The organism is Chitinophaga varians, assembly GCF_014529945.1.
Taxonomy (GTDB): Bacteria; Bacteroidota; Bacteroidia; order Chitinophagales; family Chitinophagaceae; genus Chitinophaga; species Chitinophaga varians.
The window spans coordinates 673669-697918 of record NZ_JACVFB010000003.1 but is presented as its reverse complement, the minus strand read 5'-3'; the positions used below and the strand labels follow the sequence as shown (position 1 = coordinate 697918).

20 protein-coding genes are annotated in these 24250 nt (G+C 49.6%); 11 read left to right on the top strand and 9 right to left on the bottom strand.

Annotated elements, in window-relative coordinates:
- Positions 1-21 precede the first annotated feature (21 nt).
- The 4 genes from ICL55_RS17250 to ICL55_RS17235 form a co-directional block, all read right to left on the bottom strand.
- Positions 22-372 carry an MmcQ/YjbR family DNA-binding protein gene (locus ICL55_RS17250; protein WP_188099473.1) on the bottom strand — a complete coding sequence of 117 codons (351 nt, stop codon included), beginning with the start codon at positions 370-372 and terminating at the stop codon, positions 22-24.
- A 67-nt stretch (positions 373-439) separates the two neighbouring features.
- Positions 440-1339, bottom strand: a complete 900-nt coding sequence (locus tag ICL55_RS17245; RefSeq protein WP_188099470.1) for a hypothetical protein — start codon at positions 1337-1339, stop codon at positions 440-442.
- Positions 1340-1381: 42 nt separating this feature from the next.
- Entirely contained in the window at positions 1382-2284 is a 903-nt protein-coding gene (locus ICL55_RS17240) for a hypothetical protein (RefSeq protein WP_188099468.1), read from the bottom strand.
- A 136-nt stretch (positions 2285-2420) separates the two neighbouring features.
- On the bottom strand, positions 2421-2933 hold the full coding sequence (locus ICL55_RS17235; RefSeq protein ID WP_188099466.1) for a hypothetical protein: 513 nt from the start codon (positions 2931-2933) through the stop codon (positions 2421-2423).
- Positions 2934-3208: 275 nt separating this feature from the next.
- On the opposite strand from ICL55_RS17235, the gene ICL55_RS17230 reads away from it, so the two are divergent.
- Together ICL55_RS17230 and ICL55_RS17225 are read left to right on the top strand one after the other, a co-directional pair.
- Complete coding sequence (locus tag ICL55_RS17230) at positions 3209-4471, top strand: alkaline phosphatase family protein (RefSeq protein WP_223151481.1); 1263 nt, start codon at positions 3209-3211, stop codon at positions 4469-4471.
- A 6-nt stretch (positions 4472-4477) separates the two neighbouring features.
- On the top strand, positions 4478-5071 hold the full coding sequence (locus tag ICL55_RS17225; protein WP_188099464.1) for a Crp/Fnr family transcriptional regulator: 594 nt from the start codon (positions 4478-4480) through the stop codon (positions 5069-5071).
- 90 nt (positions 5072-5161) lie between these two features.
- Here ICL55_RS17225 and gcvP read toward each other — a convergent pair whose 3' ends face one another.
- Positions 5162-8026, bottom strand: coding sequence for an aminomethyl-transferring glycine dehydrogenase (gcvP, locus tag ICL55_RS17220; RefSeq protein ID WP_188099462.1), 2865 nt, complete (start codon positions 8024-8026; stop codon positions 5162-5164).
- A 162-nt stretch (positions 8027-8188) separates the two neighbouring features.
- Between gcvP and ICL55_RS17215 the strand changes: the two genes are divergently transcribed.
- The gene (locus ICL55_RS17215; RefSeq protein ID WP_188099460.1) at positions 8189-8683 is read left to right on the top strand and encodes a YkgJ family cysteine cluster protein; all 495 of its coding nucleotides are present in this window, start codon (positions 8189-8191) and stop codon (positions 8681-8683) included.
- Between the two features lie 85 nt (positions 8684-8768).
- On the opposite strand, the gene ICL55_RS17210 is transcribed toward ICL55_RS17215, so the two are convergent.
- Positions 8769-10028 carry an MFS transporter gene (locus tag ICL55_RS17210; protein WP_188099458.1) on the bottom strand — a complete coding sequence of 420 codons (1260 nt, stop codon included), beginning with the start codon at positions 10026-10028 and terminating at the stop codon, positions 8769-8771.
- 105 nt (positions 10029-10133) lie between these two features.
- On the opposite strand from ICL55_RS17210, the gene ICL55_RS17205 reads away from it, so the two are divergent.
- Together ICL55_RS17205 and ICL55_RS17200 are read left to right on the top strand one after the other, a co-directional pair.
- Positions 10134-11360 (top strand): PQQ-dependent sugar dehydrogenase, encoded by a 1227-nt coding sequence (locus ICL55_RS17205; RefSeq protein ID WP_188099456.1) that lies wholly within the window; start codon positions 10134-10136, stop codon positions 11358-11360.
- A 307-nt stretch (positions 11361-11667) separates the two neighbouring features.
- Complete coding sequence (locus ICL55_RS17200) at positions 11668-13791, top strand: carboxy terminal-processing peptidase (RefSeq protein WP_188099454.1); 2124 nt, start codon at positions 11668-11670, stop codon at positions 13789-13791.
- A 96-nt stretch (positions 13792-13887) separates the two neighbouring features.
- On the opposite strand, the gene ICL55_RS17195 is transcribed toward ICL55_RS17200, so the two are convergent.
- Positions 13888-15489: a S41 family peptidase gene (locus ICL55_RS17195; protein ID WP_188099452.1), complete on the bottom strand. Its 1602-nt coding sequence runs from the start codon at positions 15487-15489 to the stop codon at positions 13888-13890.
- Between the two features lie 208 nt (positions 15490-15697).
- Here ICL55_RS17195 and ICL55_RS17190 point away from each other — a divergent pair, with 208 nt between their 5' ends.
- The 6 genes from ICL55_RS17190 to ICL55_RS17165 all read left to right on the top strand — a co-directional run bounded on the left by ICL55_RS17190 (position 15698) and on the right by ICL55_RS17165 (position 21684).
- Entirely contained in the window at positions 15698-16546 is an 849-nt protein-coding gene (locus tag ICL55_RS17190) for an N-acetylglucosamine kinase (RefSeq protein WP_188099450.1), read from the top strand.
- A 22-nt stretch (positions 16547-16568) separates the two neighbouring features.
- A complete protein-coding gene (murQ, locus tag ICL55_RS17185) occupies positions 16569-17387 on the top strand; it encodes an N-acetylmuramic acid 6-phosphate etherase (RefSeq protein ID WP_169228761.1) in 819 nt (272 codons plus the stop codon).
- Positions 17388-17419: 32 nt separating this feature from the next.
- Positions 17420-17983 carry a hypothetical protein gene (locus tag ICL55_RS17180; protein ID WP_188099448.1) on the top strand — a complete coding sequence of 188 codons (564 nt, stop codon included), beginning with the start codon at positions 17420-17422 and terminating at the stop codon, positions 17981-17983.
- 193 nt (positions 17984-18176) lie between these two features.
- Positions 18177-18863: a succinate dehydrogenase cytochrome b subunit gene (locus tag ICL55_RS17175; RefSeq protein WP_188099446.1), complete on the top strand. Its 687-nt coding sequence runs from the start codon at positions 18177-18179 to the stop codon at positions 18861-18863.
- 19 nt (positions 18864-18882) lie between these two features.
- A complete protein-coding gene (locus ICL55_RS17170; RefSeq protein ID WP_188099444.1) occupies positions 18883-20856 on the top strand; it encodes a fumarate reductase/succinate dehydrogenase flavoprotein subunit in 1974 nt (657 codons plus the stop codon).
- Between the two features lie 63 nt (positions 20857-20919).
- Positions 20920-21684, top strand: a complete 765-nt coding sequence (locus tag ICL55_RS17165) for a succinate dehydrogenase/fumarate reductase iron-sulfur subunit (protein ID WP_188099442.1) — start codon at positions 20920-20922, stop codon at positions 21682-21684.
- 71 nt (positions 21685-21755) lie between these two features.
- Here the strand turns inward: ICL55_RS17165 and ICL55_RS17160 are convergent, their stop codons facing one another.
- Both ICL55_RS17160 and ICL55_RS17155 read right to left on the bottom strand, forming a co-directional pair.
- On the bottom strand, positions 21756-22796 hold the full coding sequence (locus tag ICL55_RS17160; protein ID WP_188099440.1) for a phytase: 1041 nt from the start codon (positions 22794-22796) through the stop codon (positions 21756-21758).
- A 75-nt stretch (positions 22797-22871) separates the two neighbouring features.
- Positions 22872-24239, bottom strand: coding sequence for a hypothetical protein (locus tag ICL55_RS17155; RefSeq protein ID WP_188099439.1), 1368 nt, complete (start codon positions 24237-24239; stop codon positions 22872-22874).
- Between the last annotated feature and the right edge of the window lie 11 nt (positions 24240-24250).

Below are 24250 nucleotides of genomic sequence, written 5' to 3'. Positions count from 1 at the left end.
ACCGCAGAAAAGGGTGAGCGGTTATTGGACCAGCTTTTCCCGTTCTTTTTTAGGTAAACTGGCCACTACCAGATCGTAGGAGTTCTTAATCCATTCCAGTATCAGTTTGTTGGGAATATTGGAATGCATATCAACGGTGTTCCAATGTTTTTTATTCATATGGTAGCCGGGTGTTACGCCTTCATAGCGTTCCCGCAGTTCTACCGCTTCATCCGGGTCACATTTCAGATTGACGCTGCTGAATTCTTCCAGATTGGTGAGGGCAAACATTTTGCCGGCGACTTTATACACAAGGGTTTCTTCTCCGAAAGGGAATTCTTCCGTAACGCCAGGAAGAGAAAGGCAGTATTCGCAGAATTGTTCGATGTTCATGAATGACAGATTTCTATGGACATCAAAGATAAAAAAAAGTCAGCGGCCATTACCGGGATAACACCGGTTACGGTTTCACCAACCGGTACAGGTAACTAATAGTAGTACCGGAGGCGAGTCGTTGTTCCTGTGGATAGGGCATGGTGTCTGCTGTAAAATAGGTGACGGGAATAGTGACTGCTGCGCTGGCAGTGGTTTCATACCGGATGCTGGTCACATAATGTTCGCTGGCCAGGAACGGATAACCTTTCCAGATGTTGTTTTGCAGGTCTGCGGTGACCATCCGCAGCAACAACGGATTTTTGGACAGGTGTCGGTATAATGCGTTCGGCTGGCTGTTATAGGTCATGTCGTATTGGTAAGCTTCCGTGGTGGGCGGAATACCAATAGGCTCTACATAATTAACGATGTGGTACTGCCGGATATCCTGCTGGTCATAAAAATATTTTTCATAACTCATCATTCTACCGAAAAAGAAAGGCAGCGTGTCTGTATACCCAATCAGGAAGAAGCGGCGGGCATCATCCTGTAAATACCTGGTGGTATCATAACCGGATATTTCATCTCCCAGATTACGGTAGAAGGTGGTGTAGACGGTCAGCTTTCCAGTGGTCCATATCAGAGAATCTTTCTGGGAGAGGCTTTTAAGGGTATTGTCGTTTTCATTATAATGACGGGCTATTTTCAGATATCCGTCGACGTTATAGATGAAAGCGGTGTAGTTCTGCCATTGACGATAGGAAGTATTGTAATCCCAACGCTCGGTGAGTTGCTGGCGGTCGTTATATACGAAGCTGTCTTTGGGAATACCATTTATCCGGATGGAGGTTACCAGGTACTTATCCTTTTGTTGTTGCACAGGCGGCGCCGGCGGATCGATATGTTCCTTTTTACAGTGGCAGGAGGGTGCCACCAAATAAAGGATAACTATGAGAAAAAGCAGATAATAACGTTGTTGGTATAACATACAGCCTGGATAACGGTAGTAAGATAATGTTTAGTTGTTATGTTATTTACCCCTGATAATCTGGTAGCGATAACTGATCGATGTATTCGTTCCTATCAACTGTTCTTTGGGATAAGCGGAAGTGTCAACGGGCGTGTAGGTTACCGGCAGGGTGGTCCGTGTGCCGGCGGCATCTTCATACCGCATCGCGCTGACGTAATGTTCGCTGGCCAGGAACGGATAACCTTTCCAGTTGTTCTGCAGGTCGGCGGTCACTATCTGCAAGAGCAGCGGATTTTTTGAAAGATAGCGGTACAGTGCATTTACCTGACTGCCGTAGGTCATGGTATAGCGGTATTCTTCCAGTATGGTAGAAGCGCCGATGACATTGACATAATTGTGCCCGAGAAATTGCTGAACATCCTGTTGCTGATAAGTGTACTCTTTAAATCGTACCATATCGCCGTAAATGCCCTGGTTGAAAATAAACGTATCTTTTGAACCAGAGAGGGTAAACTGCCGGTTGCTGTTTACCAGTAACAGCGTGGTGTCATATCCGGATATCCCGGCGCCGAGGTCGCGGTAGCGCGTTGTGTACACCCATAGTTTGCCGGATGTCCATGCCAGAGAATCCTGCTGGCTCAGGCTTTTCACTGTATTATCATTTTCATTGTAATACCGGGCTGTTTTCACATAGCCGTCAGCGTTATATTCAAAGGTGATATAGTTCTGCCATTGCCGGTAGGAGGCATTGTAGTCCCAATGCTGCGTTAGCTGTTGCCGGTCGTTGTACGCGAAACTGTCTTTCGGAATGCCGTTGTGGGTAATCGATGTTACGAGGTAAACGTCCTGCGGAGGGGCTGGCGGTTGTGGCGGATCAACATGTTCTTTTTTACACTGACAGGAATGTGTTAGCAGCAGGACCGCAGCGAAAAGGTAAATAGCATATTTTCTCAGGCAAGGCATGCAGGGGATTTCAATAATCCTTCCTAAGATAAGGATTAACAGGCATATTCATCCGTGGTATTGTCAGTAGATAAGTTGGAGGTATATACCGGTACGCAGGGCGGGCCAACGTACCGGTGCTAAGTGTAGGTTAAAGCTATTTTTTATTGATGGCGATGATAACGCGGGAATAACGGGCGTAGGTGATTTCCACTTCCTGACCGGCACGGTAACCTTCGAGGGCGCCACGCATCCAGTAAAACAGGCGTTTTTTCTGGTTATCCAGCTTTATCATGATATTGGTCTGTGTATCGTTGTTCTCCAGATATACTGCTTCCATAGGTGCCTGCAGGGTGGCTTTCTGCAGGGCTACCAGATCCTTCTTCAGCGCCCAATACCGGATATCCGTTACTTTGATCAAGGCAAACACTAGTGCAATCACAAAACAAATCATCCATACCCAAAACCAGGCGTTCTTATAGGAAAACAGCGATTCATCTGCATCACCCAGCGTATTGTGGGTGTACAGGTAAATCTGCGGAATAATAGCCGCTACCAATAACACAATAAAACCTATTAACGCAAATTTCCGTAACTGCTGTTTGTTCCGCTTCAGTGCTTGTTGTAGTAAAAAATTCTCCTCGGTTGTAATAAAGGTGTAGTCGGACATAGTTCGATGGTTTTTCAGTTGGCTAATATATAGATAAACAATCAATTAATTAAATTAATATATATAATATTTTAACCGATGGTTGTTATTTTGCCTTTATTTTAGTGAGATGATTAATTTTTGGACAAAATATTATCATATAATCTAATTCGTACATTAACGTTTATATAATTACCTGTCCGGCCGGATATGGAATAAGTTTTCTAATTTGCGCGTTTTTAACCCATCCTGTTATTACTCCCCATCAACAGATCATATAAACTAAAACAACGAAAGTGAAGCGGATTCTCATCTTATTGGCGGCAGCATTTCTTACAACAACAGGCCTGTATGCGCAGGACACGGCTCAACTGACAGTGGAAGGGCGGACAAACAGCGCCTCTCAGCAAACAAAGCCCTACGTGATCATGATCTCCATCGATGGGTTCCGGTATGATTACGCAGAGAAATACCATGCACAAAACCTGCTCCGCCTCTCCGGACAGGGTGTAAGGGCTACTGCCATGCAGCCTTCCTTTCCTTCACTCACATTTCCCAATCACTATACACTGGCAACAGGCATGTACCCGGCACATCACGGTTTGGTAGACAACCATTTCTACGACCGCAAACGCGATGCGGCCTATAAAGTAGGTAACCGCGATGCAGTGGAGGATGGCACCTGGTATGGCGGGCTGCCGCTGTGGGTACTGGCTGAAAAACAACAGATGGTCAGCGCCAGTTATTTTTGGGTAGGCTCTGAAAGCGCTATTCAAAACATCCGGCCCACGTACTATTTTAAGTACCAGGAAAAAACAGGCATCGACCAGCGTATCCAGCAGGTGGTGAACTGGCTGCAGCTGCCGGCAGAGCAACGCCCGCACCTCATTACCTTCTATTTCCCTGAAGTTGACCATAAGGGGCACAGTTATGGTCCCGACAGCGACAGCGTAAGAAGTGCCGTACAGTTTGTAGATGCTGCCATCGGCCGCATGCAGGAAGCGGTGAGTAAACTGAACCTGCCGGTCAACTTTATCATCGTATCAGATCATGGCATGCTGCGCGTAGATACAGAACGCACCCTGTCTCTGCCGGACAGCCCCGCGTTAAAGCCTCTCCGCATCCTGCCCGGCGGTGAGAAAATAATGCTCTATGGCAATAATGAAGCGGAAATCAAAGCAGCATACGATTTCCTGAAGCAACATGAAAACCACTACACCGCATACCTGAAAAAAGAAACACCGGAAAGATGGCACTATGGACAGGAAGATGTGTATAACCGCATTGGCGATATCATTGTAGTAGCTGAAGCCAACTATGCTTTCAGCAAAGGGGAAACGAACAGGAAGATGCATCCCGGCCACCATGGCTTCGACAATAACCTTACCGAGATGAATGCTATCTTCATGGCATGGGGACCGGCCTTCAAAACCAATACACGCATCGCCACTTTTGAAAACATACATGTGTATCCGTTAGTGGCCCGTATACTCGGCCTCGATATTAGACAGCCGATAGATGGTAAAATTGAAGTGCTGGAACCGGTACTAAACCAGTAAAAAATAATGGACCAGCAAGACTTATACGGGCTACTGTTGCAACATGTGGCCCGGCATGTACCACTCACACCGGAAGAACAGCAATATTTTATCAGCCTGCTGAAACCCCGTCGCCTGCAACGGCGCCAGTGGCTGTTGCAGGCCGGCGACATCTGCCGCTATGAGTATTTTATCGTACAGGGATGCCTGCGTTCCTATATCACAGACAGAAATGATGTGGAGCATGTATTGCATTTTGCGGTGGAAGACTGGTGGATCACTGACCTTGAAAGCCTGTTGACACAAAGTCCTTCACAGGTAAGCATCGAAGCGCTGGAGCCCTCCTGTGTGTTGCAGCTGGAGCGGGAAGCGTTACAAACGCTTTACCAGAAAGTGCCGGCCTTTGAACGCTTTTTCAGGATACTGCATCAAAATGCTTATCTGGCGCAGAACCGCCGTATTCTGCAGAATATCAGTCACACGGCAGCGGAGCGTTACGAGGCTTTCCTCGAGCGGTATCCGGCCATTGCGGCCCGTGTACCACAGAAGTACCTGGCTTCCTATCTGGGCATGACACCCGTTTTCCTCAGTCAGCTTCGTAACCACAAAGCCGGAAAATAAAGTAACCCGGGACTTTAGTCCTGGGGTATGGGCCATAAAAAAAGCTGCTCCTGAAGGGAGCAGCTTTTTTATGGCCTTTAAATGAGCTGTTTACGCTACAGATTCCTCATAAGCACTTACCGGTTCGCAGGTGCAGATCAGGTTTCTATCACCGTGGGTGTTGTTCACACGGCTTACGGAAGGCCAGAATTTGTTGGCTTTCACGTATTCCAGCGGATAAGCTGCCTGTTGACGGCTATATGGACGGGTCCATTCGTCGGCAGTGATCACCAACTGAGTATGTGGCGCATTTTTAAGTACGTTGTTCTGTTTGTCGGCAGCACCTTCTTCCACAGCGCGGATTTCTTCGCGGATGGCCAGCAGGGCATCGCAGAAGCGGTCCAGTTCGCCTTTGTCTTCACTTTCGGTAGGCTCGATCATGATAGTGCCTGGTACCGGGAAGCTCATGGTAGGAGCGTGGAAGCCGTAGTCCATCAGACGTTTGGCCACATCTTCTGCTTCGATACCGGCAGTAGCTTTAAACGGACGGAGGTCTACGATGAACTCGTGCGCGCAGGTACCGTTAACGCCTGTGTACAGGATATCGTATGCTTTTTCCAGGCGTGCCTTCATGTAGTTGGCATTCAGGATAGCATATTCAGAAGCTTGTTTCACGCCGATGTTACCGAGCATGCGGATATAAGCGTAAGAGATGAGCAGGATGCTGGCAGAGCCAAATGGTGCTGCAGATACGGCGTGAGATACCTTACCGTTGTTCAGCTCCACGTGACCTGGCAGGAAAGGTGTCAGGTGTTTGGCCACGCAGATGGGGCCCATGCCGGGACCACCGCCACCGTGAGGGATAGCGAAGGTTTTGTGCAGGTTCAGGTGGCATACGTCTGCACCGATAATGCCCGGAGCAGTGAGACCTACCTGTGCGTTCATATTGGCGCCGTCCATATATACCTGGCCACCGTGTTCGTGGATGGTAGCGCAGATTTCTTTCACAGACTCTTCATATACACCGTAGGTAGAAGGGTAGGTGATCATGATACCGGCGAGGGCTTCAGCATGTAAAGCAGCTTTGGCTTTCAGGTCTTCCACATCGATGTAGCCGTTTTCCAGTGCTTTTACTACTACTACCTTGAAACCAGCCATTACTGCGGAGGCAGGGTTGGTACCGTGGGCGCTGATAGGGATCAGCATCACGTTACGGTGTCCTTCACCTCTGCTTTCATGGTATTGACGAATCACCAGCAGACCAGCGTATTCGCCCTGGGCGCCGCTGTTAGGCTGCAGGCTGCAGGAGTCGAAACCGGTGATCTGGCTGAGGTACTCGCCCAGTTCAGAAGTCATTTGCAGATAACCGCCGGCTTGTTCTTTCGGGGCAAACGGGTGCATTTTGCTCCAGTGGGCCCAGCTCAGCGGAATCATTTCAGAAGCTGCGTTCAGCTTCATGGTGCAGGAGCCGAGAGAAATCATGGACGTGTTCAGGGACAGGTCCTTGTTTTCCAGCATTTTCAGGTAACGCATCATCAGCGATTCGCTGTGATAGCTGTTGAATACCGGATGTTGCAGGTAAGGGGAAGTACGTTCCAGACCAGCAGGAACAGCGACTTTGCCGGCAGAGATGCTGGCTGCGTCTACGCTACCGGCACCGAATACACGGAGCACGTCGTTGATATCGCCAATGGTGGCGGTTTCATCGAGGGAGATACCTACCAGGCCATTAGCGAAATAACGCAGGTTGATACCGGCTGCTTCCGCTGCTGCTTTCACATCGCCGGCGTTCTCGATCACGATCGTGTCGAAGAAGTTGCCAGCGGCCAGTTTCAGTCCTTTCGCCTGTAATTTTTCTGCCAGTGCGGCCGTGAGCAACGCCACGCGGGTAGCGATGTTCTTCAGTCCTGCAGGGCCATGGTATACGGCATACATAGCAGCCATATTAGCCAGCAGCGCCTGTGCGGTACAGATATTGGAAGTTGCTTTTTCGCGTTTGATATGCTGTTCACGGGTTTGCAGCGCCATACGCAGGGCACGCTGGCCTTGCGCGTCGATGCTCACACCAATGATACGGCCGGGAATAGAACGTTTGAAGTCGTCTTTCACGGCAAAGAATGCCGCGTGAGGACCACCAAAGCCCAAAGGAACGCCAAAACGTTGTGCAGAACCGAAAGCGGCGTCAGCACCCAGCTCGCCCGGAGAAGTCAGCAGGGTCAGTGCCAGCAGGTCGGTAGCTACGCCTACAAAAGCGCCCACCGCATGTACTTGCTGGATGAATTCCTGATAATCTTCCACAGCGCCCACATTGTTAGGGTACTGTATCAGCGCGCCGAAGTAATTGGCGTCGAACTGTGCTGTTTTGTAATCGCCCACCACTACTTCAATATGCAGCGGAGTAGCGCGGGTCTGGATAACGTCCAGTGTCTGAGGGTAAACGTTGGTATCTACAAAAAACTTAGGCCTGGTTACGTGGTCATGGTCTTTGTTGAGCGCGTTGAAGAACATTGTCATGGCTTCTGCAGCGGCAGTGGCTTCATCCAGCAGCGACGCATTGGAGATCGGCAAACCTGTCAGGTCACTTACCATTGTCTGGTAGTTCAGCAGGCTTTCCAGCCTACCCTGGGAAATCTCCGCCTGATAAGGCGTGTACTGCGTGTACCATCCTGGATTCTCGAATACGTTGCGCAGAATTACGCTCGGTGTGATCGTGTCGAAATAACCTTGACCGATGTAGTTGCGCATTACCTTGTTCTTCAGGGAAACCTCTTTCAGATGGCGTAGGTAGTCGCTCTCGCTCATCGCAGCCGGAACTGCCAGCGGATGCTGCATGCGGATGGCACCGGGAACAGTTTTGCTAATCAGCTCATCCAGATTGGCTGTACCTATGGTTTCCAGCATCTGGTTTTTCTCAGCTTCATTCGGACCAATGTGACGGTGCACGAATTCAATTTGTTGGATATCAAAAAGATTCATGATGTAAGCAGGTAATTTGAAAAGAATGCGCAAAGCTATGCAGATTTTAAGCAATCGCCAAAACACTGGCCGGAGAGAGGGAAAACAGTGATAAATGATACCACCGGTTAGCATACTTCTGTCATGATTTTGTCCACCAGGTATTTACTTATCTTTGCGCCAATGAGCAAGATTTTAGAAGACTGGGAACAGAAGGCCAAAGACAAACAAAAGGCCAACAAACAATTCCTGCAGAAGTTGCAGACACGCCGCGGTAAAGGGGTGGAGAAGCTGCTGCCGGAACTTCATGAAGAGGCATTCAGCCATATCGACTGTATGGACTGTGCCCGCTGCTGCAAATCTATCAGCCCCCGCTTCAAAGCCCCGGATATCAAAAGGATTTCCAAATACCTGGGTATGAAAGAAGGCGCTTTTATTGATACCTATCTGCGTATTGACAAAGATGAAGATTATGTGGTGAAATCTAGCCCCTGCCCGTTTTTAGGGGGAGACAACGGCTGCAGCATCTACGACGTACGCCCCGGCGACTGCGCCAATTATCCCTATACAGACAGCTACGACTTTTTTAAACGTCCCAATATCACCTACGAAAACAGCACGATCTGTCCCGCTGTATTCTACATACTTGAAAAGTTGAAAGACAAGATGAAGATTTAGGAATTTTTTGATTTACGATTTACGGATTTCGGGAATAAACAACGCAGACATCAAAAAATCCGTAAATCAAAAAATCCCTAAATCCCTACGGTTTGAGGTCCAGCTTACGCATGGCCGGACTGATAACATAGGTGGTAGCCACCACGGCCAGCGTTACGCAACCCCCAAACACCACAGAGGTGACCAGTCCCAGCTGCCGCGCCATAAAGCCGCTCTCAAAAGCACCCAGCTCATTGGAGGAGCCTACAAACATAGAGCTTACGGAGGCTACACGGCCACGCATGTCATCAGGTGTTTTCAGCTGAAGAATAGTTTGACGGATAATAACACTGATGCCATCCAACGCTCCGCTGATCAGCAGGGCTGCCATAGACAGCCAGAAGCTGGTGGATACACCAAAGAGGATAATTGTCAACCCAAAAACAAATACGGCAGCGAGCAGTTTAATACCCGGCTTGTTAACCAATGGTTTGTGCGCGATGATAAACATGGTGATCAGCGCGCCGACAGCCGGCGCGGACCGCAACAGTCCATAACCCAGCGATCCCACATGCAGCACATCGGTGGCGTAAGCCGGCAACATGGCTACGGCGCCGCCAAACAGCACGGCAAACATATCCAGGGCCATAGCTCCCAACACTACTTTGGTCTGCCATACAAAACGCATCCCGCTGGTCAGTCCCTGTAAGAACGTTTCTCCCTTTTCCTTATAATAAATCGGCTTGGGCTTGATCTGTATCAGGCTGTAAAGCGGCGCCAGGAAAATAGCCACCACCAGCAACATCGACCAGTGTACACCGAACCAGTGTATACAGAGTCCGCCCAGCGCAGGTCCCAACACACCGCCGATCTGCCAGGCAGAACTGCTCCAGGTAGAGGCGTTGGCATATAAGGCGCGGGGCACCAGCAAAGACATCAGGGAGAAATTAGAAGGACTGACAAATGCCCGGACAATACCGCCGGTAAATACCAGGAAGTAGATCGAGAGTAATATCCATTGGGTGGAGAGGCCCGCCACGGCTTTGTCCCACGTTAGCAGAAAAAGACCGGTGCTGATAAAGAGGTAGGCGATCACACATTTCAATAACAGTCCCCGCTTTTCCCGCTTGTCTACCAGATGACCGGCGAAAGGCGCCAGTGTCACAGCAGGAATAACTTCAGATAGGCCTATGAGCCCAAGAGAAAAAGGGTCGTGCGACAAGGCATATACTTTCCATTCGATGATGGCGAACTGCATGGCCAGCGCAAATACTAAAGCAAAGCGGATGACCAGATAATAGTTGAACTCCTGATAGCGTAGCGATGCGTATGGGTCGTTTCTGGGTGTAGAGGCCGTTGTGTCCAAGCGGGTGTAATTTACTGCTAAGGTAAAAAGCAGGAGGGAAAAAGCAAAAAGTCATCAGTAGAGGGATAATAATCTGCTATTTTTAGTGCATCAAAATTCCGCACGATGATGAAAATACGAGGGTTGTTATGTGGGATGTTCATTCCCCTGTTATTCAACCACGCTGCACTGGCCGGAGAGCCGGACAAAGCAGCGCCTCCCGCCAGAAAAGCCAGACTGCAACTGGTAACGGACAAGTTCATTTCCCCGGTCAATATGGCCGTGCCGCACGATGGTACCGGTCGGCTGTTTTTCTGCCAGAAAGAAGGAAAAGTATGGATTGTGGACAGGAAGGGAGCGCAGTTGTCACAACCCTTTCTGGATGTCAGCTCAGATATGGTAAAGGTCAATCCTGCCTACGATGAAAGAGGCCTGCTGGGCATGGCTTTCCATCCTGATTTCAAAAAGAACCGCAAGTTCTATGTGTATTACAGCGCCCCGGTGCCCAACCCGGTAAAACGGGTGCTGGACCACAAAAGCAGGCTGGTGGAGTTTACTGCATCGGCTACCAATCCCAATGTGGCCGACCCGGCCTCTAAAAGGATACTGATGGAGATCAACCAGCCGGAGTCGAACCATAACGGTGGCCAGCTGGTCTTTGGCCGCGATGGATACCTCTACGTCGGTCTCGGCGATGGCGGCGGTGGCGGCGATAAGCACGGTACCATCGGTAATGCGCAGGACCTGAGCACCGTGCTGGGAAAGATACTTCGTATAGACGTGAATGGTACCCCCTATAAGGTACCGGCCGACAATCCGTTTGTGAAAACAGCCGGCGCAAAGCCAGAGATATGGGCCTATGGCCTGCGTAACCCATGGCGCTTCTCTTTTGACAAAGCTACCGGCAAACTGTTCGCCGGTGATGTGGGACAAGCCAAATATGAAGAAGTGGACATCATCACCAAAGGTGGTAACTATGGCTGGCGCATCATGGAAGGATATCATGATTTTAATGTCCCTGCCGACGCGGACCGCAACAAACTGACGCCTCCCATACACGAGTACGACCACGATCTGGGCATCAGCATCACCGGTGGTTATGTGTACAGAGGCTCCGCTATTCCTTCCCTGAAAGGCCTGTATGTTTTCGGCGACTACAACGGAAAAGCCTTTGTGCTCGTGCCGAATGGCAACAAATGGGAGCGGGCCGATCTGGAACTGTCCAACAGGCCCGCTGATAACCCCTTCATTCTCAGCTGGGGAGAAGATGAGCAGGGCGAAATTTATATGCTCACCAGTATGTCTACCAAAGATGGCTTTAAAGGGGCTGTTTATAAGCTGGTAAAGGATTGAGTTCACGCAGAGGCGTCACGCAAAGGCGCAAAGCAGCAAAGACGCAAAGAATTACATAAGCGAGCGAAGAAAGCAAAGGCATGGAGATCAAAAATATGATCTCCGTGCCTTTGCTTTCTTTATGTTCTTCCTCTTTTCTTTGCGCCTTTGCTGCTTTGCGCCTTTGCGTGACGCCTCTGCGAGAACCCCTTGCCCCTCCGCGCGACCGTTTGGCCCAATTTTTTGTTAAAAGGAAATAATTTCAAGTGGCAACGGACGATTTTATTTTATATTTGATCAGACAACGTTTACGTTAATAGAGATACATATGAGACTGAAAGTGATTATCCCGGTTGTGCTCCTCAGCATATCCGCCGGCGTGTTGGCTTTTAACAAGCTGGGCCATGCAGACGACCCCCCTGGCCGTTACGAAGTCATCATGAACCTGGTAGGCCAGATGCTGAAGGAAGGGCACTACCAACCCAAAGCCATTGATGACGCCTTCTCCAGAGAAGTTTTCAATAAATATGTGCGTAGCCTGGATGTGGAGAAGAAGTTTTTCCTCAAATCTGACATTAACCGTCTGGAGCCACTGGCCACCCATATAGATGATGAGTTGAAAGGTGCGCCGGTAGACTGTTTCCGCAATATCAACACCCTGATCAAACAAAGGGTGGCTGAAGCGGCGGCCATCTACCCCGAAATCCTCTCCAAACCGTTCGATTTCACCGTGGACGAGAAAGTGACCCTCGACCCGGAAAAGCTGGACTACCCGGCAGATGAAAACGCACGGAAGGAAGCCTGGCGCAAAGTGCTGAAATATCGCACCCTGGAAAAACTCACTGATCTTCAGGAGATGAGAGAAAAAGCAAAAGACGGCGACAGCGCCAAAACAAAAACCGACGCCCAGCTGGAAAGCGAAGCCCGTGTGAAGGTAAAACAGCTGTATGACCGCTACTTTGACCGCCTGAAAACCAGACAAAACGACAACGACCGTTTCAATTTATACGTGAACGCCATCACTACCACGATGGACCCGCATACCGACTACTTCCCACCCGATGAAAAACGTGCCTTTGAAGAACAAATGGCCGGTAAATTCTTCGGCATCGGCGCACAGCTGAAAGAAGAAGGCGACCGTATCAAAGTGGTAAGCATCGTTACCGGAAGCCCCAGCTGGAAACAAGGTCAGCTGAAAGCAAACGACGTTATTCAGAAAGTGGCCCAGGGCAACGCAGAACCGGTTGATATCACAGGTTATCCTGTAGAAGATGCGGTGAAACTGATCCGTGGTAAAAAAGGCACGCCTGTAAAACTGACGGTGAAAAGTGTTGACGGCACCACCAAAGATATTACCATCGTCCGCGACGAAATCGTAACGGAAGAAACATTCGCTAAATCCGCCATCATCAATGGCCAGCATAAAATCGGCTATATCTATCTGCCGGAATTTTATGCCGACTTCAACGACCGTAACGGCGCCCGCAGCGCGGAAGACGTGGCCAAAGAAGTGGCCAAACTGAAAGCGGAAAAAGTAGAAGGTATCATCCTCGACCTCCGCTTTAACGGCGGCGGTTCCCTCCAGGACGTAGTACAGATGGCCGGCCTGTTTATTCCGGAAGGCCCCGTGGTACAGGTGCGCTCCAGAGGCGGCGACGCAGTGGTACTGCGCGATCGCGATAAAAACGTGCAATACGACGGCCCGCTGGCTATCATGGTCAACGAATACAGCGCATCTGCTTCTGAGATCATGGCGGCAGCTATGCAGGACTATAAACGTGCGGTGATCATCGGTAGCGGCCAGACCTTCGGTAAGGGCACGGTACAGCGCCTGTTTAACCTCGACGATTTCTACCCGGTAAAAGACGGTGGCAGCCTCGGCGCCCTGAAGCTTACCCAACAGAAATTCTACCGGGCTAACGGCGGCTCCACCCAACTGAAAGGCGTGGCATCCGATGTAGTGCTGCCGGACCCATACTACGATGTGGCAGAACGCAAAGACAGCGACGCGCTGGTATGGGATGAAATCCCCCGCGCTTCCTTCACCCCCTGGATCAATCCGGTGCCTGCTGAAGCGCTGAAAAAGAACAGCGAAAAAAGAATGGCTACCAGCCCTGCTTTCAAGCTGCTCACCGAAAACCTGAACACGCTGAAGAAACTGGAAAAGCAGGAGACATATTCACTCAACCTGCAAACCTTTAAAGCCGAACAGAAAACAAATACCGCTGCCCTGAAAAAATATGACGCCGTAAACGATAAAGTGAAAGAACTGAGTATCGTTAACATCAGGTCAGATATGGAAAAACTCGGCAACGATTCCTCCAAGATCGCCCGTAACAAGGACTGGATCAAGGTAAGGACCAAAGATATCTATCTCGATGAAGCGGTGAATGTGATGAATGATCTGATTGCCATGTCACTGCCGAAGATGGAACGCAAACCAAACCGCTAAGCGGACCATCCAGCGAAAAAGAACATATACATAAAAGCGCATCGCCCGTTGATACTGTATCAACGGGCGATGCGCTTTTATGCTGTGATGCGTTCTTTATTTCTGTTTGCTCAGTTCTTCCAGTGCCTTCTTCACTACCGGGTCTGTAGCATTGATCGTTTCGTAGAACCCTTCCGTGCGGTACAACTGGCGGGCCAGCATGGCTTTAAGGCGGGTTTTGATCTCATTGTCGTCATGACCGCTCAGGTGTTGCAGGCCAGGGACACTGTCTTTCTGTGCGTATGTTTTGAACTCCTCGAACAGCGCAGGGCTGGTCTGGAAGCTTTTGGTGAAATCATCTGCGTCCTTATAACGTTTGAAGGCTTCTTTGTTGCTGGTATAATACTGATAAGCGAAGTTGCTCAGCGTATTACGTGTATAGATCGCCGTTAGCGTCGGGGAGAAACGGGAGGTATCAAACGGTACGAAGATATCAGGGGTGATACCGCCACCGCCGTATACGCGGCGTCCGGAGGCTGTCTTGTACGGCACCGTGTCGGTGATTTTGATACTGTCTTTATTCACCAGTTCGCCGTGATGGTAGCGTTCGAGGATATCTTCATCGTAGGAGGTGCCATCGCCGTAAGGTTTCTGGATACTTCTGCCGGAGGGGATATAATACCGGGCTACGGTGAGGCGGAGCGCGCCGCCGTTGTCCAGATCATATTGTTCCTGTACCAGGCCTTTGCCGAAGGTACGGCGGCCGATGACAGCGCCGCGGTCCCAGTCCTGTATAGCACCGGCGAGTATTTCACTGGCGGAAGCGGAGCCTTCGTCGGTGAGGATGGCCAAGGCGCCACGTTCAAACATGCCGGGGCGTTTGGTTTTATAATCGGTACGTGGGTAGTCTTTGCCTTTGGTATATACGATCAGCTTATTGTCGCCCAGCAGTTCATCTGCAATACGAACAGCGGCGTCCATGAATCCGCCGGGGTTCTGGCGTACATCGATGATGAGTTTTTGCATGCCCTGTTTTTCCAGCTTACGCATGGCTTTCATGAACTCATCGAAGGTGGTGGCGGAGAATTTGTTGATTTTGATATAACCAACGCCGGGAGCGGCCATATAGCTGGCATCCAGGCTATAGATAGGAATGATGCCTCTTTTAATAGGCACCTGGATTTTTTTCTGTTGACGCAGCAGGACGGTGTTTACCAGGGAGCCTGCGGGACCGCGCAGCAGTTTACGGATTTTATCAGGGGTGATGCCATTGCCGGCCACGAGGCTGTCGTTGACCTTCAGTATTTTATCGCCTGTTTGTACACCGGCCGCTTCTGACGGGCCGCCGCTCAGCACAGATATGATGTTTACAGTATCGGCAGTGATGTTGAATTCCACGCCGATGCCCTGAAAGTTGCCTTCCAGGTCTTCATTCACCGCCTGTAACTGAGAAGGGGGAATATAGATTGAGTGCGGGTCGAGGTGGCTCAGCAGCCCATCAATGGCTTCCTGTTGTACTTTATCGGCATCCAGTGTATCGACATATTTTGTTTTGATGAGGTCCATCACTTCCTGCAATGGTCCTTTGGTGGGCTTGGTGAAGAAGACAGTGGTACCGCCGGTGTTGGACCCTGGCATTTTATGACCGAGGAACATCCCGATGGCCAGTACTACCGCAAAGAGAAGAGGTAAAAAAACATTCAGCTTCCTGTTTGACATAATTTGATTATTATCCCGCTAATTTATGACCAATCTAACCATGTAATATAAGCCGCAGGCGGAAGGAAATCTGCTGCGTGCATGCATCATCATAGCTTAAACTCGGGGGTGGCATTTGTTTTTATGAAACCCTTTTGTTTAAATTGTGACAAAAATAGCATAAATCAGGAGCAAACGCTTACGATTCTTTAATTTCATAAATTACAGGATGGCTGCAAGAACAAAGCTGATCGCTGACAGCGGATCTACAAAGACGGAATGGGCCTTGTTGGGAGACCACGAGCCGGGGATCTTCAACACCCAGGGCGTGAGCCCTTATTTTCAGACAGCAGAACAGATCCGGCAGATCATGGAGGTGGAGCTGATCCCCCAGATGCCAGCCGGCACCGTGATCGATGAGGTGTATTTTTATGGTACCGGCCTCGCCCAGCAAAAGAATACCCAACTGGTAACCGCATGCCTGAAGGCCGTTTGGCCCTCAGCCGTGGTAGATGTCAACCATGACCTGATGGGAGCTGCCCGCGCATTGTGCGGCCGTACACCCGGCATCGCCAGCATCCTTGGCACCGGCTCCAATTCCTGCTTTTTCGACGGCACCACCATCGTGAAAAACAATCCCGGCCTGGGTTACATCCTGGGCGACGAAGGCAGCGGCGCCTATCTGGGCAGAAAAGTATTACAATACTATCTGTACAATACCTTCGATGAAGAACTGATGGCCCGTTTCGACCTGAAGTATCAAACCAATAAAGACGAAATTCTCGAGAACGTATACCGTAAGCCGCTGGCCAACCGTTATCTGTCCACGTACTCCACGTTCCTGTCAGAAAACAGGGGGCACTTCCTGATCGAAAATATCCTCGAAGATGGCCTGAACGACTTTTTCTTCAACCATCTCTATAAGTACCGGGAGAGCTGGACCACCGCGCTACACTTCACCGGCGGCATCGCCTGGCATTTCCGGGACATCCTGAAAGAGCTGTGTGAACTGTACGAACTGCCTATCGGCAAAATCCTGCGTACTCCCATGGAAGGGCTCATTGAATATCATCGTTAATCATTTCTACAACAGATCATATATGGCATTTGTAAAAGTAACTGAACAGACTTCAAATTATCGTCACCTCGAAAAGATGAGCCTGACGGAATTATTGACCAACATCAATAATGAAGACAGGTCAGTTCCCGTGGCCGTGGAAAAATCCATCCCACAGATTGAAAAGCTCGTGGCAGCAATAGCAGACAAAATGCTGGCGGGTGGACGCTTGTTTTATATCGGCGCCGGTACCAGCGGCCGCCTGGGCATCGTAGACGCTTCTGAATGCCCGCCTACGTTTGGTGTGCCACAAGGACTGGTAATAGGCCTGATCGCCGGTGGCGACGCTGCCATCCGCAAAGCCGTGGAGTTTGCAGAAGATGATCGCGAACAAGGCTGGAAAGATTTACAGGAATTTAATATCACCGATAAAGATGTGGTGGTAGGCATCGCGGCCAGCGGTACTACGCCGTATGTGATCGGTGCGCTCGATAAATGCCGCAGCAACGGTATCATTACCGGTAGTATCAGCTGTAACCCCGATTCTCCCGTATCTGCCGCAGCAGACTTCCCGGTGGAAGTAGTGGTGGGACCTGAATTCGTGACCGGCAGCACCCGCATGAAAAGCGGCACCGCGCAGAAACTGGTGCTCAATATGATCTCAACTGCCGTGATGATCCAGCTGGGCAGGGTAGAAGATAATAAAATGGTCAACATGCAGCTGAGCAACGAAAAATTAGTAGACAGAGGCGTGAAAATGCTGATGGAAAAACTGTCTATTACAGATTACGAACAAGCGCAACAGCTGCTGCTGAAGGCTGGCAGCGTGAAAAAAGCGATGGACGATTTTGCCAAAGCCTGATTTAATCTGACATTTGTAGCCGGAGACTACGCATGCATACTATCGAACCATATTATAACTGGAGGCACCTGTACGCCGCAGAGGAAGACGAACAATCGCCCTTCTATGGAAGGGAGTACAGTGAATTTGAATTCTCCAATACGGTCTACAATTACTATGTTCACCCGCAGTGGGACGACTTTGGGTCCCGTAACCTGTACCTGAAAATCCTCTTCGCCGACTACCAGTACAACTTCGCCATCATCGAGCTGCTGGGAGAATGGAACGACGCGATTGACAATGATATCATGACCCTCAAACGCGAAATCATCGATGTCCTCATCGCAGAAGGGATCTACAAGTTTATCCTTATCTCTGAAAATGTCATGAATTTCCACTCTTCAGATGACTGCTATTATGAAGAATGGTGGGACGATATCAAAGACGAAGGCGGATGGATCGTTGCACTGAATATGCCTGAACAAACCAGACAGGAGTTTGAAAGAGCACGCCTGCATCACTACGTCCACCTGCTGGATGATGAGAAATGGCGAACATATCAACCACTGCATTTGTATAATATGATAGACAACATCATGCTAAAACGTTTGGAATAATTTATATTATATTTTCAGTACAAAATGAAAGATAATATGCATAAAATGATTGATTTTCAATTATGTTATGTATTTGTTATTTCAATAATGCATGTGAAAACCTGATAAATATCATTTGGTTTTTACTTTTCCTGCGCTAAATTTGCCCGACATTTCAATCAACTTTTATACAAGGAAGCTTAGAATTTTACTTATGAAGTGGTCACAGTTTTTTAATACATCTATCGGTAAGAAGTTATTGGTAGGTGCTACCGGTTTGTTTCTTTGCAGTTTCGTTATTGTGCATCTGGCAGGTAACTTCCAGTTGCTGTACAACGACGAAGGCAAGGCATTTAACGCTTATGCCCAGTTCATGGGACATAATAGCCTGATTCAGTTCATCGCCTGGGGCCTTAAAGTGGTGATCATTCTCCACGCACTGATTGCGCTGAAACTTACATTTTCCAACAGAGCTGCCCGTCCGGTGAAATACGCCATCAATCCGGGTAATCAGACATCTTCCTGGTTTAGCCGTCAGATGGCCATCATGGGAAGCATCCTCCTTATCTTTATTGTGATTCACCTGGCTAACTTCTGGGGTAAATTCCACTACGCTGAAATGCCTACCCGCACTTATGCCGGCATCGAAGAACCACTGAAAGATCTCTATGCGCTGAGCTATGAAACTTTCCAGAACGTATGGTTGGTAATCCTCTATGTGATTGGCATGATCGGTCTCTCTTTCCACCTGATCCACGGTTTTAAGAGCGCCTTCCAGACCTTCGGTCTGAACCACAAAAAATACAACGGTTTGATCAACTTCGTAGGCGTATGGATCTTCGGTATCCTCATCCCTATTGGCTTTGCCCTGATCCCGATTGTTATCTATTTAAAAAAATAATTCTGTAAAGTAAGGATATATGTTGAACGCAAAAATTCCAGCCGGCCCATTAAATACTAAATGGGAAGACTATAAAGGACATTGTAAACTGGTAAACCCTGCCAACAAGCGCAGCCTCGAAGTGATCGTGATTGGTACTGGTTTGGCCGGCGCTTCAGCAGCGGCTTCATTAGGTGAGTTGGGGTATAAGGTTAAAGCATTCTGCTTTCAGGATAGTCCGCGTCGCGCGCACAGTATTGCTGCCCAGGGTGGTATCAATGCTGCTAAAAACTACCAGAACGACGGTGACTCCGTTTACCGCCTGTTCTATGATACCGTAAAAGGTGGCGACTACCGCGCCCGCGAAGCCAACGTGCATCGCCTGGCAGAGGTGAGTGGCAATATTATAGATCAATGCGTGGCCCAGGGTGTTCCCTTTGCCCGTGAATACGGTGGACTGCTGAGCAACCGTTCTTTCGGTGGTACACAGGTACAACGTACATTCTACGCTGCCGGTCAAACCGGTCAGCAGCTCCTGCTCGGTGCCTACTCTGCACTGGAACGTCAGGTAGCACTGGGTAACGTGAAAATGTATTCCCGCCACGAAATGCTGGATATCGTGAAGATAGACGGCAAAGCGCGTGGTATCATCGCCCGTGACCTAATCACCGGTGAACTGGAGCGTCATTTCGGCCATGCAGTACTGATCTGCAGCGGCGGTTATGGTAACGTGTTCTTCCTGTCCACCAACGCGATGGGTTCTAACGTAACAGCAGCCTGGAAAGCCACTAAAAATGGTGCGTACTTCGCCAACCCCTGCTTTACACAGATCCACCCTACCTGTATTCCCGTATCCGGCGATCACCAGTCCAAACTGACCCTCATGTCAGAATCACTGCGTAACGACGGCCGTATCTGGGTACCCAAAAAACAAAACGATACCCGCAAAGCCAGCGAAATTCCGGAAGACGAAAGAGACTACTACCTGGAAAGAAGATATCCTGCCTTCGGTAACCTCGTTCCCCGCGACGTGGCCTCCCGCGCTGCTAAGGAAAGATGTGATGCCGGCTATGGCGTAGGTACTTCCAAACAGGCGGTATTCCTCGACTTCGCCGCGGCCATCGAACGTTATGGTAACATCGAAGCCGGTAAACGCCAGCTCTCCAATCTCTCCAAAGCAGAGATCATCAAACTGGGTAAAGAAGTAGTAGCAGAAAAATATGGTAACCTGTTCGATATGTACGCCAAAATCACCGGCGAAAACCCATACGAGCAGCCCATGCGTATCTATCCTGCGGTACACTACACCATGGGCGGCCTGTGGGTAGACTACGAACTGCAGACAACCGTTCCTGGTCTGTACTCCCTCGGTGAAGCCAACTTCTCCGACCACGGCGCTAACCGCCTCGGCGCTTCTGCTCTGATGCAGGGCCTGGCCGACGGTTACTTCGTGATCCCTTACACCCTCGGTAACTACCTGGCAGACGAAATCCGCACCAAAGCCATCCCGACAGACCACCCGGCCTTCGTGGAAGCTGAAAACAAGGTGAAAGAAACCATCTCCAAACTGATGGGCATCAAAGGAACCAAGTCTGTAGACCACTTCCATAAAAAACTTGGTAAGATCATGTGGGACAAGTGCGGTATGGCACGTAACGAACAAGGTCTGAAAGAAGCCATCGAAGAAATCAAAGCACTGCGTGCCGAGTTCTGGAAAGATGTGCGCGTACCAGGTGCTGAAAAAGAATTCAACCCCGAACTGGAGAAAGCCGGCCGTGTAGCTGACTTCCTGGAACTGGGCGAACTGATGTGCATCGATGCGCTGCAACGCCGCGAATCCTGCGGTGGCCACTTCCGGGAAGAGTCTCAGACGCCGGACGGTGAAGCACAACGTGATGATGCTAACTTCAGCTACGTAGCTGCATGGGAATATAAAGGCCCGGGCCAGTTTGAACTGCACAAGGAAGAACTGAAATTTGAAGAAGTAATTCCTTCTCAACGTAGCTATAAATAAGGGTATTGGCCCATTGCTTTACAGCAGGCCAGGATTGTAAAATAAAATAATTGTCCAGCGAATATGGAACATTATAACATGAACCTCACCTTAAAGGTGTGGAAACAACAAAATAAAAACGCTCAGGGTGGATTTGAAACATATTCAGTAAAAGATATTTCTTCTGAAATGTCTTTCCTCGAAATGTTTGACGTACTGAACGAGCAACTGATCAACGAAGGAAAAGAACCCATCGCCTTTGACCACGACTGCCGCGAAGGTATCTGTGGTATGTGCTCTATGCACATCAATGGCCGTGCACACGGTCCATGGGCCGGTACTACCACCTGCCAGCTGCATATGCGTGCTTTCAAAGACGGTGATACCATCACCGTAGAACCATGGAGAGCCGGTGCTTTCCCTGTACTGAAAGACCTCACCGTAGACAGAACTGCATTTGACCGTATCATCGAAGCTGGTGGTTATGTCTCTGTAAACACTGGCAACGCACAGGACGCTAACTGCCTCCCGGTTGATAAACATAAAGCTGACCTGGCTTTCGCAGCGGCAGCTTGTATCGGTTGCGGCGCTTGCGTGGCAGCTTGTAAAAACTCTTCGGCGATGCTGTTCGTGTCTGCAAAAGTTTCCCAGCTGGCACTGCTGCCACAAGGTGATCCTGAACGCCAGACCCGTGCGCTCAACATGGTGGCGCAAATGGATAAAGAAGGTTTCGGTAGCTGTACCAACACCGGCGCCTGCGAAGCAGAATGCCCGAAAGAAATCTCCCTCACCAATATCGCCCGCCTCAACAGAGAATTCATTGGCGCTGGCTTTAGCTCTGAGAAATAAGTCTGACTATATAATGCAAAAAACGGCGCAGGTGTTCTACCTGCGCCGTTTTTTTATAGGTCATTGGTCCGTTATTTAATTCTCGCTGCAATATCCCGCCAGTCGTAGTAATGAAAAGTCCTGTCGGTACTCATTACCACAAAAACACCCCGCGGATATTTCGGGCCCAGGTTGACATTCACCACATCGGAACCATCACTGTTGATAGCGGATACCGGTATTTTAGCCAGTAAGGCGGGTTTCACATCTTCCCTGCGGTAGATGTTGAAACTGTTGGCATCCTGATCAGATACCAGGATAAAACCGGTACTGTCGCCTGTTTTATAAATGCTGATGCCTTCGTTGTCGGCCTTGAAATCGCCGCTGCCAAACAACGCCAGCTCTTGGTCTCCACGGGCAGGATCTGCATAATACCGGCGAACGCCTGTCTGCTCATCTGAATAATACACGTATCCCAGCTCATTGTCTACTGCCACACTTTCAATTTCCTTTTTGCCGCTGTAGGCGCCAAATTTACGTACAACCGTTCCCGTTACTTGTCCTTTGCCGTTGTCGGTCAACTGGTACTGCCACAGGTAACCCTGTGCCGGGCCGGATTTGCGGCTAACGATCGCAAAAATGGCTTTGTCGGTTGGCCGGGTATACAGGCTGATGCCCATCGGCCCGCGTTCTTTTTCACCGGCAAATACTTCCAGTCCGCCGTTATCGATGGGCTCCATGTCCGGCAGGCGGTAAATGCGCAGTTTATTGGTTTCGCGCTCTGTTGTCACAGCAATGTCCACGGGCTGGTTGTTCAGCAACAAACCATAGGCGATATCCACGTTATTAGGACGTTTCAGGCCGGCAATTTTCCTGACGACCTGACCATCCATATTGTACACATACAAAGCCCCGTCTGTATTTTTATCGGTGCCGATGACCAGGCTTTTGCTGCTGTCGGCTTTGTTGATCCAGATAGCCGGATCATCGCTGTCATATTGGGTGACAGGGGTCACAGCCACCGGCTTTACAGCATCAGCAGCCGGTGCCGGGATAGGCTTGTGACGTTTAATATTACAGGCAGTAAAGCCGGCAATAATGCCGGCTACCGCTACTATCTTTTTATAGTTCATATAAAATTCCAAAATCAAAAAATTCCAAAATCCGTAAATCCAATAACCCAATACTAAAATAACCAAATAATCAAATTAGTGTTGGTTGCCGCTACCATCCTGCTGATAAGCACCAATGTCTTTACCAGGACGCAGTACGTCGGCAGCAGCTTCTGTTTTGACCGTGGTGATGTTCATCGGGGCAAACTGGCTGTTACCTTTTCCAACAGCGGGAGAAGTTGGCTTCACGCGGAAGTTGGAAGTACCCTGTTGCAGCAGCGGTAAAGGCTGTTGTTTCCAGGTAACAGGGGGTGTTTTAACGGTGCCGCCCAGGGTGGTGTAATCAAACTGATCTACATCATAAGCATAAAAGGCAGGGTTGTTCTGTTTGATCTCACCATGGATATCTGTCGTGGTAAAAACAGATACACCGTCGGTTGCGTTGAATTGATTAAACAGCGTAGGGGCGTTACCGTAGAACAGGTTGTTGCCATAAGTGAGGTTGGCCAGGTCTGCACCGGTACCGGCGCCGCCTACCACGCGCATGCTTACACGACAATTGATGAAAAGGTTGTTGAACGCTTTTCCTTTCGCGAATGCTTCGAAGTTGATACCACCGCCGCGGCCTTCTTTGGTTTGACGGAAGCCACAGTTGATCATGGTATTGTTGTAGATGTATACGTTGGCCTGCACGGTTTTATCACCGGAGTTGGATACTTTGAAAGCGTTGGTGGCAGCACCGATCGCGACATTATAAGCCACGTCGCCTATCGTGCCGGATTTCATGTTCAGCGCTTCACCGCCTTTCTCGCCGCACATTTCAAAGGTATTGCGCAGGATGCTGATACGGCCGCCGTCTGTGCGGATAGCGTCGTCTTTACTGCCTCTGATCCAGCAATCTTCCAGGATGAAGTTCTTATCCACATTGGCGAAATAGATCATGTAACGGGGATCGCCTGCTTTATACACATCATTACCGATAGCCACCGGACCGCCGGCAAACTCGATATGCGTCCATTTCAGGATCAGGTCACCGCCCTGTTTGTCTTTGGCAGGCGTACACTGAATACCGCCCCAGATGCCTTTGAAAGCGTTGTCAGCGGTACGCAGTTGTTCTGATACCGTGATGTAGTTAGGCGCATCTTTGGTGCCCAGGCTGATCAGGCTTCCGTTTACCGTGATCTGCGGGCTTTTCAGCTGGCTGCTGCCGTCGCCGAGAGCGATCAGTTTTACGCCGCTTTGCATAAAGAGGGTATCGCCATCATTGATGATGATATCGCTGGCGAAATAATAGGTTTTGCCAGCCAGCAGCGTACCCTGAATAGCGCCGGACAGGGTGTCTGAAGTAATGGGTTTACTGGGAGTGATCACCGGTTTAGACACCATCACCTCTGCTTCCTTGTGGCAGGAAGTAAAGATGGTACCTATGGCGACAGCGGCAAGTATATATTGATGCAATTTCATGTTTGTAAGGT